This is a genomic window from Citrobacter sp. C348 (genome assembly GCF_047467975.1).
Taxonomy (GTDB): Bacteria; Pseudomonadota; Gammaproteobacteria; order Enterobacterales; family Enterobacteriaceae; genus Citrobacter; species Citrobacter gillenii.
Map to the genome: position 1 here is coordinate 13,715 of NZ_JASJUJ010000021.1, position 12,449 is coordinate 26,163.

A 12,449-nucleotide genomic window follows, 5' to 3' on the forward strand; every position below is an offset into this window, starting at 1 on the left:
CTCGGGCGACTGTTAACGGCCGTAGCCTTTCAGATTCGCCTTCTTCAATGCAGACTCATACTGACTTGACATCATCAGAGTTTGCACTTGAGCCATAAAGTCCATAATCACGACAACAACGATAAGCAGTGAGGTTCCACCGAAGTAGAACGGTACTTTCATTGCATCACGCATGAACTCCGGGATCAGGCAGATAAAGGTAATGTAAAGCGCACCAACCAAGGTCAGGCGGGTCATTACTTTATCGATATACTTCGCCGTTTGCTCTCCCGGACGAATTCCTGGTACAAATGCACCGGACTTCTTCAGGTTATCTGCTGTTTCACGCGGGTTGAAAACCAACGCCGTGTAAAAGAAACAGAAGAAGATGATTGCAGACGCATAGAGTAACACATAAAGCGGTTGCCCAGGCTGCAAATACAGCGAAATTGTTGTCAGCCAGTTCCAACCAGTACCGCCCCCGAACCATGACGCGATGGTCGCCGGGAACAGAATAATACTGGAAGCGAAGATTGCTGGGATAACCCCGGCCATATTCACTTTCAGCGGTAAATGTGTGCTCTGTGCAGCATAGACACGACGACCTTGCTGACGTTTCGCGTAGTTTACCACAATGCGGCGTTGACCACGTTCAACAAATACAACAAAGAACGTCACTGCAAATACTAATACTGCAACCAACAGCAACACGAGGAAGTGCAGGTCGCCTTGACGCGCTTGCTCGATAGTATGGGCAATGGCTGGCGGGAGTCCCGCGACGATACCGGCGAAGATAATGATTGAGATACCGTTGCCGATACCACGTTCAGTAATCTGTTCACCCAACCACATCAGGAACATTGTCCCTGTAACCAGACTTACAACAGCGGTGAAATAGAATGCAAAACCTGGATTCATCACCAGGCCTTGCATACCAGGCATATTCGGCAGACCGGTAGCAATACCGATCGACTGGAATATCGCCAGCACCAGAGTACCGTAGCGGGTGTACTGGCTGATCTTACGACGACCAGACTCCCCTTCTTTCTTAATTTCCGCCAACGTTGGATGAACCACCGTCAGCAGCTGGATAATGATCGACGCCGAAATATACGGCATGATCCCCAGAGCAAAGATAGAAGCACGGCTGAGAGCACCACCAGAGAACATGTTGAACATTTCAATGATGGTGCCTCGCTGTTGCTCAAGCAGTTTGGCAAGTACAGCGGCATCAATACCAGGGATCGGAATGAAAGAGCCAATACGGAACACAATCAGCGCGCCGATAACAAACAGCAGTCTGCGTTTCAGCTCGCCTAAGCCACCTTTGGCACTTTGAAAATCTAATCCCGGTTGTTTAGCCATCTGCTACTTATTCCTCGATTTTACCGCCAGCAGCTTCGATAGCAGCACGAGCGCCTTTAGTAACACGCAGGCCACGAACAGTTACCGGAGTAGTGACTTCACCAGCCAGGATCACTTTCGCGAACTCGATCTGGATACCGATAATGTTTGCTGCTTTCAGCGTATTCAGGTCTACAACACCGCCTTCAACTTTAGCCAGGTCAGACAGACGAACTTCGGCTGTGATCGCTGATTTACGTGAAGTGAAGCCGAATTTCGGCAGACGACGGTACAGAGGCATCTGACCACCTTCGAACCCGCGACGTACGCCACCGCCAGAACGAGACTTCTGACCTTTGTGACCACGACCACCGGTTTTACCGAGGCCAGAACCGATACCACGACCCAGGCGGCGAGCCGCTTTTTTAGAGCCTTCGGCCGGAGACAGAGTATTTAAACGCATCTCTTACTCCTCAACTTTAACCATGAAGGAAACCGCGTTGACCATACCACGAACAGCAGGAGTATCCTCGCGTTCTACGGTGTGACCAATACGACGCAGACCCAGGCCAAGCAGCGTTGCCTTGTGTTTCGGCAGACGACCGATTGCACTGCGGGTTTGAGTAATTTTAATAGTCTTTGCCATGGTTTATTTCCCCAGAATTTCTTCAACGGATTTACCACGCTTGGCAGCGACCATTTCCGGAGATTTCATATTTTCCAAACCATCGATAGTTGCACGAACCACGTTAATCGGGTTGGTGGAACCATACGCTTTAGCCAGAACGTTACGAACTCCAGCGACTTCCAGAACGGCGCGCATTGCACCACCGGCGATAATACCGGTACCTTCGGAAGCCGGCTGCATGAAGACACGAGAACCCGTGTGAGTACCCTTAACCGGGTGCTGCAGGGTGCCGTGATTCAGCGCGACGTTAATCATATTGCGACGGGCTTTTTCCATCGCTTTCTGGATCGCTGCTGGAACTTCACGCGCTTTACCGTAACCAAAACCTACGCGACCGTTACCATCGCCAACTACAGTCAGAGCTGTGAAGGAGAAAATACGACCACCTTTAACGGTTTTAGATACGCGGTTAACCGCGATCAGCTTTTCCTGCAGTTCGCCAGCTTGTTTTTCGATGTGAGCCATCTTACACCTCTACCTTAGAACTGAAGGCCAGCTTCACGGGCAGCATCTGCCAGTGCCTGGACACGACCATGATATTGGAACCCGGAACGGTCAAAGGATACATCTTTGATGCCTTTTTCCAGAGCGCGTTCAGCAACAGCTTTACCTACAGCTGCAGCAGCGTCTTTGTTACCGGTGTACTTCAATTGTTCAGCGATAGCTTTTTCTACAGTAGAAGCAGCTACCAGAACTTCAGAACCGTTCGGTGCAATTACCTGTGCGTAAATATGACGCGGGGTACGATGTACCACCAGGCGAGTTGCACCCAGCTCCTGGAGCTTGCGGCGTGCGCGGGTCGCACGACGGATACGAGCAGATTTCTTATCCATAGTGTTACCTTACTTCTTCTTAGCCTCTTTGGTACGCACGACTTCGTCGGCGTAACGAACACCCTTGCCTTTATAAGGCTCAGGACGACGGTAGGCGCGCAGATCTGCTGCAACCTGACCGATCATCTGCTTATCAGCGCCTTTCAGCACGATTTCAGTCTGAGTCGGACATTCTGCAGTAATACCTGCCGGCAGCTCATGATCAACGGGATGAGAGAAACCTAAAGCCAGGTTTACTACATTCCCTTTGACCGCTGCGCGGTAACCTACACCAACCAGCTGCAGCTTCTTAGTGAAGCCTTCGGTAACACCGACAACCATTGAGTTCAGCAGGGCACGCGCGGTACCAGCCTGAGCCCAACCATCTACGTAACCATCACGCGGACCGAAGGTCAGTGCATTATCTGCATGATTAACTTCAACAGCATCGTTGAGAGTACGAGTCAGCTCGCCGTTCTTACCTTTGATCGTAATAACCTGACCGCTGATTTTTACATCAACGCCGGCAGGAATAACGACCGGTGCTTTAGCAACACGAGACATTTTTTCCTCCGATTAGGCTACGTAGCAGATAATTTCGCCACCAAGACCAGCTTGGCGCGCTGCACGATCAGTCATAACACCTTTAGAGGTAGAAACAACTGCGATACCCATGCCAGCCATAACTTTTGGCAGCTCGTCTTTACGCTTATAAATGCGCAGACCTGGGCGACTGACACGCTGAATGCTTTCTACAACAGCTTTACCCTGGAAATACTTAAGAGTAAGTTCCAGTTCCGGCTTGGTGTCGCCTTCAACTTTAAAATCTTCAATAAAACCTTCTTCCTTCAGCACGTTGGCAATTGCCACTTTCAGCTTGGAGGAAGGCATGGTGACCGCAGCTTTATTCGCGGCCTGACCGTTACGGATACGGGTCAGCATATCCGCGATCGGATCTTGCATGCTCATCTGTCTTTACTCCCGTGATTCAATTGGTAATTACCAGCTAGCCTTTTTCAAGCCCGGTACTTCACCGCGCATAGCGGCTTCACGAAGCTTAATACGGCTCAACCCGAACTTGCCCACATAGCCATGCGGACGACCTGTTTGACGGCAGCGGTTACGCTGACGAGACGGGCTGGAATCACGCGGCAGAGACTGCAGCTTCAGAACTGCGTTCCAACGATCTTCGTCGGTCGCGTTCACATCAGAGATGATAGCTTTCAGTTCAGCGCGTTTTGCGAAGTACTTATCAGCTAAAGCTACGCGCTTTACTTCGCGTGCTTTCATTGATTGCTTAGCCATTCAGTAACCCTACCTTACTTGCGGAACGGGAAGTCAAAGGCAGCCAGCAGAGCACGGCCTTCTTCATCAGATTTCGCAGTAGTGGTAATGGTAATATCCAAACCACGCACGCGGTCGACTTTATCGTAGTCGATTTCTGGGAAGATGATCTGCTCACGGACACCCATGCTGTAGTTACCACGACCGTCGAAAGACTTAGCGGACAAGCCACGGAAGTCACGGATACGTGGAACAGCAATAGTGATCAGGCGCTCAAAGAACTCCCACATGCGTTCGCCACGCAGGGTTACTTTACAGCCGATCGGATAGCCCTGACGGATTTTGAAGCCTGCAACAGATTTGCGTGCTTTGGTGATCAACGGCTTTTGACCGGAGATTGCTGTCAGATCAGCTGCTGCGTTATCCAGCAGTTTCTTGTCAGCGATCGCTTCACCAACACCCATGTTCAGGGTGATCTTCTCGACCCGAGGGACTTGCATGACAGAATTGTAGTTAAACTCAGTCATGAGTTTAGCGACTACTTCGTCTTTGTAGTAATCATGCAGTTTCGCCATCGTACTACTCCAAATTACTTGATAGTTTCGCTGTTAGACTTGAAGAAACGGACTTTTTTGCCGTCTTCGAATCTAAAGCCTACACGGTCAGCCTTGCCGGTTGCCGCGTTGAAGATAGCAAGGTTAGAGATCTGAATAGCTGCTTCTTTCTCTACAATGCCGCCTGGTTGGTTCAGGGCCGGAACCGGCTTCTGATGTTTCTTAACCAGGTTGATACCTTCAACAATGACCTTGCCGGAAGACAGGACATTTTTTACTTTACCGCGTTTACCTTTATCTTTACCGGTTAACACGATAACTTCGTCATCACGACGGATCTTCGCTGCCATGATTCGCTCCTTAGAGTACTTCTGGTGCCAGAGAGATAATTTTCATGAACTTCTCGTTACGAAGTTCACGAGTTACCGGCCCAAAAATACGCGTACCGATAGGTTGCTCACTGTTATTGTTTAAAATAACGCATGCATTACCATCGAAGCGAATGACAGAACCGTCCGGGCGACGAACACCCTTCTTGGTGCGCACCACTACCGCCTTCAGCACATCACCTTTTTTGACCTTACCACGCGGAATTGCTTCCTTGATGGTGATCTTGATGATGTCGCCTACGCCTGCGTAGCGACGGTGCGAGCCACCCAGAACCTTGATACACATTACGCGACGTGCACCGGAGTTGTCGGCGACGTTCAGCATAGTCTGTTCTTGGATCATTTTAGTGCTCCGCTAATGTCAACTACTACTGAGACCCGAAAATCAGGTCGTTAAAAAGCCCCATATCGGGGGCGCGGCATTATAACACCGCTTCAACGATATGGGTAGAAAAAATAAACGGCTCATCGCTGAGCCGTTTATTCGTTGAGAATGCATACTCTATTACAGAATAGCTTTCTCTACAACGCGAACCAGCGTCCAGGACTTAGTCTTGGACAGCGGACGGCATTCGCGGATTTCAACCACGTCACCAGTACCGCATTCGTTGTTCTCGTCATGTACGTGCAGTTTGGTCGTACGCTTGATGAATTTACCGTAGATCGGGTGTTTCACAAAACGTTCGATAGCAACAACAATGGATTTCTCCATTTTGTCGCTAACAACGCGACCTTGCAGAGTACGGATTTTATCGGTCATTACGCACCCGCCTTCTCAGTCAGTAAAGTCTTAACGCGTGCGACATCACGACGCACTTGCTTCAACAGGTGAGACTGTTGCAGCTGGCCACTTGCAGCCTGCATACGCAGGTTGAACTGCTCACGCAGCAGATTCAGCAGCTCGGTGTTCAGCTCTTCAACACTCTTCTCACGCAGCTCTTTTGCTTTCATTACATCACCGTCTTAGTTACAAAGGTGGTTTTAATCGGCAGTTTCGCTGCTGCCAGCTTGAATGCTTCACGGGCCAGCTCTTCCGGTACACCGTCCATTTCATACAGGACTTTACCCGGCTGAATCAAGGCAACCCAATACTCCACGTTACCTTTACCTTTACCCATACGCACTGCCAGCGGCTTTTCAGTGATCGGTTTGTCCGGGAATACACGGATCCAGATCTTACCTTGACGCTTAACTGCACGGGTCATAGCACGACGTGCTGCTTCGATCTGACGGGCAGTCAGACGACCACGGCCAACAGCTTTCAGACCGAAGCTGCCGAAGCTAACATCCGTACCCTGCGCCAGACCGCGGTTACGGCCTTTGTGCATTTTACGGAATTTTGTACGCTTTGGTTGTAACATCAGCGACGCTCCTTATTTACGGCCTTTACGCTGCTGCTTTTTAGGTTGAGCAGCCGGTTCCGGTTGTTCAACAGCAGCCATACCACCCAGGATCTCGCCTTTGAAGATCCATACCTTAACGCCGATTACACCATAAGTGGTGTGCGCTTCAGAGGTGTTGTAGTCGATGTCAGCACGCAGAGTGTGCAGCGGTACGCGACCTTCGCGGTACCATTCGGTACGTGCGATTTCCGCGCCGCCCAGACGGCCGCTAACTTCAACTTTAATACCTTTAGCGCCCAGACGCATTGCGTTCTGTACAGCACGCTTCATAGCACGACGGAACATAACACGACGTTCCAGCTGTGAAGTGATGCTGTCAGCAACCAATTTTGCGTCCAGTTCAGGCTTACGCACTTCGGCGATATTGATCTGGGCAGGAACGCCAGCAATATCAGCTACGACTTTGCGCAGTTTTTCTACGTCTTCGCCTTTCTTACCGATAACGATACCCGGGCGAGCGGTGTGAATGGTCACACGGATGCTCTTAGCCGGACGCTCGATAACGATACGAGATACAGACGCTTTAGCCAGTTCCTTAGTCAGGTACTGACGTACTTTAAAATCGCTGTCCAGGTTGTCAGCGAATTCTTTGGTGTTCGCAAACCAGGTTGAGTTCCATGGTTTTACAATACCCAGGCGAATACCATTAGGATGTACTTTCTGACCCATTGCTAGTCTCCAGAGTCTCAGCGATCGGACACAACCACAGTAATGTGGCTGGTGCGCTTCAGGATGCGATCTGCACGACCTTTTGCACGCGGCATAATGCGCTTCATGCTAGGGCCTTCGTCTACGAAAATTTTCGTAACTTTCAGATCGTCAATGTCAGCGCCATCGTTGTGTTCAGCGTTAGCAATGGCAGATTCCAGGACTTTCTTAACCAGTACAGCCGCTTTCTTATTGGTGTAGGTCAGAATATCCAGAGCCTGCGACACTTTCTTACCGCGAATCAGGTCTGCAACAAGGCGAACCTTCTGAGCAGAAGAACGAGCATGGCGATGTTGAGCTAAAGTTTCCATCTCTTCCTCCTACCTTATTTCTTCTTCGCTTTTTTATCAGCAGCATGGCCGCGATAAGTACGAGTCGGTGCGAATTCACCCAGTTTGTGACCGACCATTTCGTCGGAAACAAATACCGGAACGTGCTGACGACCATTATGGACAGCGATGGTCAAACCGATCATGTTAGGAAAGATCGTTGAACGACGGGACCAAGTGCGCAGGGGCTTCTTGTCTCCGCTTTCCACCGCTTTCTCTACCTTCTTCAGCAAGTGCAGGTCAATAAAAGGACCTTTCTTGAGAGAACGTGGCATGGCTTATCCTCTAAAATTATTTGCTACGGCGACGTACGATGAATTTATCAGTACGCTTGTTGCTGCGGGTCTTCTTACCTTTGGTCTGAACGCCCCACGGAGTTACCGGGTGCTTACCAAAGTTACGACCTTCACCACCACCATGTGGGTGATCGACTGGGTTCATCGCAGTACCGCGAACGGTAGGACGAACACCACGCCAGCGTGCAGCACCTGCTTTACCCAGAACGCGCAGCATATGCTCAGCATTGCCAACTTCGCCCAGAGTTGCACGGCAGTCTGCTTCGACTTTACGCATTTCACCAGAACGCAGACGCAGGGTGACATAAGCACCATCACGAGCAACGATCTGAACGTAAGTACCAGCGGAACGTGCCAGCTGACCGCCTTTACCTGGTTTCATTTCTACGTTATGAACGGTAGAACCAACCGGGATATTGCGCATCGGCAGGGTGTTACCTGCTTTGATTGCAGCATCAACGCCAGATTGAACCTGGTCGCCAGCTTTCAGGCCTTTAGGGGCCAGGATGTAACGACGTTCGCCGTCTTTGTACAGAACCAGCGCGATGTTCGCGGAACGGTTCGGATCGTACTCAAGACGTTCAACAATTGCCGGGATACCGTCTTTGTTGCGTTTGAAGTCAACGATACGATAAGCCTGCTTGTGACCACCACCGATGTGACGAGTGGTGATACGGCCATTGTTGTTACGACCACCGGATTTGCTGTTTTTTTCAACCAGCGGAGCAAAAGGTTTGCCCTTGTGCAGCTCTGGGTTGACCACTTTAACAACGTGGCGACGACCCGGAGATGTCGGTTTACATTTAACAACTGCCATTGTATTACTCCTCCGACTTACTCAGCGCCGCCGACGAAGTCCAGATTCTGGCCTTCCTTCAGGGTGACGTAAGCTTTTTTCCAGTCGCTACGACGACCGATACGCTGTCCGTGACGTTTAACTTTCCCTTTAACAACCAGGGTGTTAACGACTTCGACTTCGACTTCAAACAGTTTCTGCACAGCAGCTTTGATTTCTGCTTTGGTCGCGTCTTTAGCAACTTTGAGAACGATGGTATTGGTTTTTTCCATCGCAGCAGACGCTTTTTCAGAAACGTGCGGTGCGCGCAGCACCTTCAGCAAACGTTCTTCACGAATCATGCCAGCATCTCCTCAACTTGCTTAACAGCATCAGCAGTCATTACGACTTTGTCGAAGGCGATCAGGCTAACCGGGTCGATACCAGTTGCATCGCGTACGTCAACCTTGTGCAGGTTGCGCGCAGCCAGGAACAGGTTTTCGTCCAGCTCACCGGTGATGATCAGCACATCTTCCAGAGCCATGTCTTTCAGTTTCTGTGCCAGCAGCTTAGTTTTAGGCGCTTCTACAGAGAATGATTCGACAACGATCAGACGATCCTGACGTACCAGTTCGGACAGAATGCTTTTCAGCGCGCCGCGGTACATCTTTTTGTTAACTTTTTGACTGTGGTCCTGCGGGCGAGCAGCGAAGGTTACGCCACCGGAACGCCAGATCGGGCTCTTGATAGAACCTGAACGCGCACGGCCGGTACCTTTCTGGCGCCACGGCTTTTTGCCTGAACCAGTTACTTCAGCACGAGTCTTCTGAGCACGAGTACCCTGACGAGCACCAGCTGCATAAGCAACAACAACCTGGTGAACCAGCGCTTCGTTGAAATCACGACCGAAGGTAGTTTCGGAAACAGTCAGCGCGCTCTGCGCGTCTTTCAATACTAATTCCATTGCTATCCCCTTACGCCTTCACAGCTGGTTTAACGATCAGGTCGCAACCGGTCGCACCCGGAACACCACCTTTAACCAGCAGCAGGTTGCGCTCAGCGTCAACGCGTACTACGTCAAGGCTCTGAACGGTGACACGCTCGTTACCCATCTGACCTGCCATTTTCTTGCCTTTGAACACTTTGCCCGGAGTCTGGTTCTGACCGATAGAACCCGGAACGCGGTGAGACAAGGAGTTACCGTGAGTCGCGTCCTGGGTACGGAAGTTCCAGCGCTTAACGGTACCAGCGAAACCTTTACCTTTAGAGGTACCGGTTACGTCAACTTTTTTAACGTCAGCAAACAGTTCAACGCTAATGTTCTGACCAACGGTGTATTCTTCACCATCTGCCAGACGGAACTCCCACAGGCCGCGGCCAGCTTCTACGCCAGCTTTAGCAAAGTGACCAGCTTCCGGCTTGGTTACACGGTTAGCTTTTTTAGCACCAGTGGTAACCTGAACAGCGCGATAGCCATCGTTAGCCAGATCTTTGATCTGAGTAACGCGGTTTGCTTCAACTTCGATAACGGTTACTGGGATAGATACGCCATCTTCAGTGAAGATGCGGGTCATACCCACTTTTTTACCGACTAAACCAATCATTGTATCAACCTCTCAATCGCTCGATGACCTGATTAACCCAGGCTGATCTGCACGTCTACACCGGCAGCCAGGTCCAGACGCATCAGAGCATCAACGGTTTTTTCAGTTGGCTCAACGATGTCAACCAGACGCTTGTGAGTGCGAATTTCGTACTGATCACGCGCGTCTTTGTTAACGTGCGGAGAGATCAGAACGGTAAAGCGCTCTTTGCGGGTCGGCAGCGGGATCGGACCACGAACCTGCGCACCAGTGCGCTTGGCAGTCTCGACGATTTCCGCGGTTGATTGATCGATCAGACGATGATCAAACGCTTTCAAACGGATACGGATTCTTTGGTTCTGCATGAGACCAGAGCTCCAATTATTTTATAGACGAAATAGTTACTCCTCAAACCCATTACGATTGATGGGAGAGTGTAACCGTTCTTACAGAGTTCCCCGATTGGGAACATTGTCTGGTATCGCTTTCGCAGTACCGGTGGCTCATATCGAACCGCTGTCAATATTAGACAAGCCCGCGCATTATACGTAAATCTCAGCCTTACGCAAGTGCCGTGTAGATATTAATCACTCAACCAGTAATGCGAGCCCGATTCCGCTCTGAATGCAGAAGTTTTTGTTCATCGTAATTTCTCCGGAAGGAAGCCAACAGAATGAGCAATCAAGCCTTGTATGGTCAGCTCGATTTCTTGAAGGTGGCACCTATTTCTACAAAGGATTCGCGCATGTACGCCGGCCTCCCCTTTCTGTTTTTCTACATTTCATTATGCGGGCTACTTTGGGCCCAGGATTTACGTACCGGGTTATTACCCGACAAGTTGACCTGCCCTCTGCTCTGGTGCGGTCTTATTTACTACCAGTGCTGTAAACCGGCACTGTTATCCGACGCACTTTGGGGAGCCATAGCAGGCTATAGCGCATTTTCTCTGATCTACTGGAGCTATCGCCTGGTGCGGCGGTATGAGGGATTAGGCTATGGTGACGTAAAATTCCTCGCCGCATTGGGGGCCTGGCATCGGTGGGAATCATTACCGCTATTGGTCTTTCTCGCGTCGTGTTTAGCGTGCTGCATGATGGGAGCAGAATATGTAAGGCACGGAAAAAAAAGACTAAAAAACCCGCTGCCTTTTGGGCCATATCTGGCGGCTGCGGGTTTTATTATTGGCGGGGTAGATCTGATACGGGGCGTTTAGTCACTGACTTTAATTTGCGACTGCAGGTAATTTTGCAATCCCAGTTTTCCAATCAGATCCAGCTCCGTTTCGAGCCAGTCGATATGCCCTTCTTCGTCGGTGAGGATCTCTATCATCATGTCCCGACTGACATAGTCATGAACACTATCAGCATAGGCTATGGCTTCACGTAAATCTTTTGCGCCATCTAGCTCAAGTCGAAGATCTGACTGAAGCATCTCCTCAACGTCTTCGCCAATCCCCAACTTACCCAAGTCCTGTAAATTTGGGAGCCCTTCTAAAAACAAAATACGCTCGATGTATTTATCGGCGTGTTTCATCTCATCAATAGATTCATGGTACTCAACATCATTGAGCCGAGTCAGCCCCCAGTTTTTAAACATTCGGGCATGAAGAAAATACTGGTTGATCGCGACAAGCTCATTTCCCAATAGTTTATTGAGATAACTTATGATTTTAACATCACCTTTCATTTTATAGTCCCTCCGCTTCCACTCTTAGAGCGTAGATGGGGCTACAGGGATGTCAAAAAAAAGAGTGTGACTTAGGCGATCTCTTTAAATTCTGGCATTTGTGTTAATTCATCTTGCATCACTTCACGCGCAGCGCGAATGCATTTACCACATTGATTTCCAACAGGAATAAATTTTCGTAATTGTTGAAAAGATTGCGGATGAAACTGGCGAACAGCCTGACGAATTTTTTTATCACTTATCGCATTACACAAACAAACGTACATGATCGCTCCCGTTCAATTTATGCGCAAAGTGTAAATGAGAATAGTTATGATTACAATAGCACAATACTGTTTGTATGCCGACGCGGCTTGCGAAAAATGCGAATAAATATTACAGGTGTCAAATATCAGGCAGCAAAAAGGGCGCCTAAGCGCCCTTTTCAATTCAAAACTAATTAACGAGTAATTAGCTCAGAACTTTAGCAACAACGCCCGCACCAACGGTACGGCCGCCTTCACGGATTGCGAAACGCAGACCGTCGTCCATCGCGATCGGGTGGATCAGGGTAACAACCATTTTGATGTTGTCGCCCGGCATTACCATCTCTACGCCTTCCGGCAGTTCGATGGTACCA

The 12,449-nt window shown here is 49.8% G+C and carries 25 protein-coding genes and 1 pseudogene; 1 reads left to right on the forward strand and 25 read right to left on the reverse strand.

All coding sequences use genetic code 11. The annotated features are described in order from the left end of the window. Positions 1-12: 12 nt before the first annotated feature. The 22 genes from secY to rpsJ form a co-directional block, all read right to left on the reverse strand. Complete coding sequence (gene secY, locus QNN86_RS23590; protein WP_001118864.1) at positions 13-1,344, reverse strand: preprotein translocase subunit SecY; 1,332 nt, start codon at positions 1,342-1,344, stop codon at positions 13-15. 7 nt (positions 1,345-1,351) lie between these two features. Next, complete coding sequence (gene rplO, locus QNN86_RS23595; protein ID WP_096759320.1) at positions 1,352-1,786, reverse strand: 50S ribosomal protein L15; 435 nt, start codon at positions 1,784-1,786, stop codon at positions 1,352-1,354. 3 nt (positions 1,787-1,789) lie between these two features. Then, the gene (gene rpmD, locus QNN86_RS23600; protein WP_001140434.1) at positions 1,790-1,969 is read right to left on the reverse strand and encodes a 50S ribosomal protein L30; all 180 of its coding nucleotides are present in this window, start codon (positions 1,967-1,969) and stop codon (positions 1,790-1,792) included. 3 nt (positions 1,970-1,972) lie between these two features. After that, positions 1,973-2,476 carry a 30S ribosomal protein S5 gene (gene rpsE, locus QNN86_RS23605; protein ID WP_003031131.1) on the reverse strand — a complete coding sequence of 168 codons (504 nt, stop codon included), beginning with the start codon at positions 2,474-2,476 and terminating at the stop codon, positions 1,973-1,975. Between the two features lie 14 nt (positions 2,477-2,490). Further along, positions 2,491-2,844 (reverse strand): 50S ribosomal protein L18, encoded by a 354-nt coding sequence (gene rplR, locus QNN86_RS23610; RefSeq protein ID WP_000358960.1) that lies wholly within the window; start codon positions 2,842-2,844, stop codon positions 2,491-2,493. A 9-nt stretch (positions 2,845-2,853) separates the two neighbouring features. Continuing rightward, entirely contained in the window at positions 2,854-3,387 is a 534-nt protein-coding gene (gene rplF / locus QNN86_RS23615) for a 50S ribosomal protein L6 (RefSeq protein WP_181618444.1), read from the reverse strand. 12 nt (positions 3,388-3,399) lie between these two features. Next, the gene (rpsH, locus tag QNN86_RS23620; RefSeq protein WP_003031127.1) at positions 3,400-3,792 is read right to left on the reverse strand and encodes a 30S ribosomal protein S8; all 393 of its coding nucleotides are present in this window, start codon (positions 3,790-3,792) and stop codon (positions 3,400-3,402) included. 30 nt (positions 3,793-3,822) lie between these two features. Further along, entirely contained in the window at positions 3,823-4,128 is a 306-nt protein-coding gene (gene rpsN, locus QNN86_RS23625; protein WP_003031125.1) for a 30S ribosomal protein S14, read from the reverse strand. A 14-nt stretch (positions 4,129-4,142) separates the two neighbouring features. After that, positions 4,143-4,682: a 50S ribosomal protein L5 gene (rplE, locus tag QNN86_RS23630; RefSeq protein ID WP_003031123.1), complete on the reverse strand. Its 540-nt coding sequence runs from the start codon at positions 4,680-4,682 to the stop codon at positions 4,143-4,145. Between the two features lie 14 nt (positions 4,683-4,696). Next, positions 4,697-5,011: a 50S ribosomal protein L24 gene (rplX, locus tag QNN86_RS23635; RefSeq protein ID WP_003031122.1), complete on the reverse strand. Its 315-nt coding sequence runs from the start codon at positions 5,009-5,011 to the stop codon at positions 4,697-4,699. A gap of 10 nt (positions 5,012-5,021) precedes the next feature. Then, positions 5,022-5,393 (reverse strand): 50S ribosomal protein L14, encoded by a 372-nt coding sequence (gene rplN / locus QNN86_RS23640; RefSeq protein WP_000613954.1) that lies wholly within the window; start codon positions 5,391-5,393, stop codon positions 5,022-5,024. A 162-nt stretch (positions 5,394-5,555) separates the two neighbouring features. Beyond that, positions 5,556-5,810, reverse strand: coding sequence for a 30S ribosomal protein S17 (gene rpsQ / locus QNN86_RS23645; protein WP_017460070.1), 255 nt, complete (start codon positions 5,808-5,810; stop codon positions 5,556-5,558). Further along, on the reverse strand, positions 5,810-6,001 hold the full coding sequence (gene rpmC, locus QNN86_RS23650) for a 50S ribosomal protein L29 (RefSeq protein ID WP_000644742.1): 192 nt from the start codon (positions 5,999-6,001) through the stop codon (positions 5,810-5,812). The genes rpsQ and rpmC overlap by 1 nt, the downstream gene beginning before the upstream one ends. After that, the gene (rplP, locus tag QNN86_RS23655) at positions 6,001-6,411 is read right to left on the reverse strand and encodes a 50S ribosomal protein L16 (RefSeq protein WP_000941212.1); all 411 of its coding nucleotides are present in this window, start codon (positions 6,409-6,411) and stop codon (positions 6,001-6,003) included. The genes rpmC and rplP overlap by 1 nt, the downstream gene beginning before the upstream one ends. Before the next feature lie 12 nt (positions 6,412-6,423). Next, positions 6,424-7,122: a 30S ribosomal protein S3 gene (rpsC, locus tag QNN86_RS23660; RefSeq protein ID WP_006817277.1), complete on the reverse strand. Its 699-nt coding sequence runs from the start codon at positions 7,120-7,122 to the stop codon at positions 6,424-6,426. A 17-nt stretch (positions 7,123-7,139) separates the two neighbouring features. After that, complete coding sequence (gene rplV / locus QNN86_RS23665; RefSeq protein WP_000448832.1) at positions 7,140-7,472, reverse strand: 50S ribosomal protein L22; 333 nt, start codon at positions 7,470-7,472, stop codon at positions 7,140-7,142. A 14-nt stretch (positions 7,473-7,486) separates the two neighbouring features. After that, positions 7,487-7,765, reverse strand: coding sequence for a 30S ribosomal protein S19 (rpsS, locus tag QNN86_RS23670; protein WP_001138115.1), 279 nt, complete (start codon positions 7,763-7,765; stop codon positions 7,487-7,489). A gap of 16 nt (positions 7,766-7,781) precedes the next feature. Next, positions 7,782-8,603, reverse strand: a complete 822-nt coding sequence (rplB, locus tag QNN86_RS23675) for a 50S ribosomal protein L2 (RefSeq protein ID WP_038634702.1) — start codon at positions 8,601-8,603, stop codon at positions 7,782-7,784. Between the two features lie 17 nt (positions 8,604-8,620). After that, positions 8,621-8,923 (reverse strand): 50S ribosomal protein L23, encoded by a 303-nt coding sequence (rplW, locus tag QNN86_RS23680; RefSeq protein WP_004868363.1) that lies wholly within the window; start codon positions 8,921-8,923, stop codon positions 8,621-8,623. After that, positions 8,920-9,525: a 50S ribosomal protein L4 gene (gene rplD / locus QNN86_RS23685; protein ID WP_003031119.1), complete on the reverse strand. Its 606-nt coding sequence runs from the start codon at positions 9,523-9,525 to the stop codon at positions 8,920-8,922. Before rplD ends, rplW begins: the two co-directional genes overlap by 4 nt. A 10-nt stretch (positions 9,526-9,535) precedes the next feature. Continuing rightward, entirely contained in the window at positions 9,536-10,165 is a 630-nt protein-coding gene (gene rplC / locus QNN86_RS23690; protein ID WP_096759318.1) for a 50S ribosomal protein L3, read from the reverse strand. A 32-nt stretch (positions 10,166-10,197) separates the two neighbouring features. Then, positions 10,198-10,509 (reverse strand): 30S ribosomal protein S10, encoded by a 312-nt coding sequence (rpsJ, locus tag QNN86_RS23695; RefSeq protein ID WP_001181005.1) that lies wholly within the window; start codon positions 10,507-10,509, stop codon positions 10,198-10,200. Between the two features lie 380 nt (positions 10,510-10,889). Between rpsJ and QNN86_RS23700 the strand changes: the two genes are divergently transcribed. Further along, positions 10,890-11,357: a prepilin peptidase gene (locus tag QNN86_RS23700; RefSeq protein ID WP_181619441.1), complete on the forward strand. Its 468-nt coding sequence runs from the start codon at positions 10,890-10,892 to the stop codon at positions 11,355-11,357. Here QNN86_RS23700 and bfr read toward each other — a convergent pair. From bfr to tuf, 3 genes and pseudogenes are all read right to left on the reverse strand, one after another. Continuing rightward, complete coding sequence (gene bfr / locus QNN86_RS23705; RefSeq protein WP_115257340.1) at positions 11,354-11,830, reverse strand: bacterioferritin; 477 nt, start codon at positions 11,828-11,830, stop codon at positions 11,354-11,356. The two genes, QNN86_RS23700 and bfr, sit on opposite strands and share 4 nt — an antisense overlap. Before the next feature lie 71 nt (positions 11,831-11,901). Beyond that, the gene (bfd, locus tag QNN86_RS23710; protein ID WP_003031111.1) at positions 11,902-12,096 is read right to left on the reverse strand and encodes a bacterioferritin-associated ferredoxin; all 195 of its coding nucleotides are present in this window, start codon (positions 12,094-12,096) and stop codon (positions 11,902-11,904) included. Between the two features lie 184 nt (positions 12,097-12,280). Next, positions 12,281-12,449: pseudogene (gene tuf / locus QNN86_RS23715) on the reverse strand (elongation factor Tu); the annotation flags it as partial.

Coding starts and splice junctions, on each gene's coding strand:
- secY (WP_001118864.1), bottom strand. CDS start 1,344: ATGGCTAAACAACCGGGATTAGATTTTCAAAGTGCCAAAGGTGGCTTA.
- rplO (WP_096759320.1), bottom strand. CDS start 1,786: ATGCGTTTAAATACTCTGTCTCCGGCCGAAGGCTCTAAAAAAGCGGCT.
- rpmD (WP_001140434.1), bottom strand. CDS start 1,969: ATGGCAAAGACTATTAAAATTACTCAAACCCGCAGTGCAATCGGTCGT.
- rpsE (WP_003031131.1), bottom strand. CDS start 2,476: ATGGCTCACATCGAAAAACAAGCTGGCGAACTGCAGGAAAAGCTGATC.
- rplR (WP_000358960.1), bottom strand. CDS start 2,844: ATGGATAAGAAATCTGCTCGTATCCGTCGTGCGACCCGCGCACGCCGC.
- rplF (WP_181618444.1), bottom strand. CDS start 3,387: ATGTCTCGTGTTGCTAAAGCACCGGTCGTTATTCCTGCCGGCGTTGAT.
- rpsH (WP_003031127.1), bottom strand. CDS start 3,792: ATGAGCATGCAAGATCCGATCGCGGATATGCTGACCCGTATCCGTAAC.
- rpsN (WP_003031125.1), bottom strand. CDS start 4,128: ATGGCTAAGCAATCAATGAAAGCACGCGAAGTAAAGCGCGTAGCTTTA.
- rplE (WP_003031123.1), bottom strand. CDS start 4,682: ATGGCGAAACTGCATGATTACTACAAAGACGAAGTAGTCGCTAAACTC.
- rplX (WP_003031122.1), bottom strand. CDS start 5,011: ATGGCAGCGAAGATCCGTCGTGATGACGAAGTTATCGTGTTAACCGGT.
- rplN (WP_000613954.1), bottom strand. CDS start 5,393: ATGATCCAAGAACAGACTATGCTGAACGTCGCCGACAACTCCGGTGCA.
- rpsQ (WP_017460070.1), bottom strand. CDS start 5,810: ATGACCGATAAAATCCGTACTCTGCAAGGTCGCGTTGTTAGCGACAAA.
- rpmC (WP_000644742.1), bottom strand. CDS start 6,001: ATGAAAGCAAAAGAGCTGCGTGAGAAGAGTGTTGAAGAGCTGAACACC.
- rplP (WP_000941212.1), bottom strand. CDS start 6,411: ATGTTACAACCAAAGCGTACAAAATTCCGTAAAATGCACAAAGGCCGT.
- rpsC (WP_006817277.1), bottom strand. CDS start 7,122: ATGGGTCAGAAAGTACATCCTAATGGTATTCGCCTGGGTATTGTAAAA.
- rplV (WP_000448832.1), bottom strand. CDS start 7,472: ATGGAAACTTTAGCTCAACATCGCCATGCTCGTTCTTCTGCTCAGAAG.
- rpsS (WP_001138115.1), bottom strand. CDS start 7,765: ATGCCACGTTCTCTCAAGAAAGGTCCTTTTATTGACCTGCACTTGCTG.
- rplB (WP_038634702.1), bottom strand. CDS start 8,603: ATGGCAGTTGTTAAATGTAAACCGACATCTCCGGGTCGTCGCCACGTT.
- rplW (WP_004868363.1), bottom strand. CDS start 8,923: ATGATTCGTGAAGAACGTTTGCTGAAGGTGCTGCGCGCACCGCACGTT.
- rplD (WP_003031119.1), bottom strand. CDS start 9,525: ATGGAATTAGTATTGAAAGACGCGCAGAGCGCGCTGACTGTTTCCGAA.
- rplC (WP_096759318.1), bottom strand. CDS start 10,165: ATGATTGGTTTAGTCGGTAAAAAAGTGGGTATGACCCGCATCTTCACT.
- rpsJ (WP_001181005.1), bottom strand. CDS start 10,509: ATGCAGAACCAAAGAATCCGTATCCGTTTGAAAGCGTTTGATCATCGT.
- QNN86_RS23700 (WP_181619441.1), top strand. CDS start 10,890: ATGTACGCCGGCCTCCCCTTTCTGTTTTTCTACATTTCATTATGCGGG.
- bfr (WP_115257340.1), bottom strand. CDS start 11,830: ATGAAAGGTGATGTTAAAATCATAAGTTATCTCAATAAACTATTGGGA.
- bfd (WP_003031111.1), bottom strand. CDS start 12,096: ATGTACGTTTGTTTGTGTAATGCGATAAGTGATAAAAAAATTCGTCAG.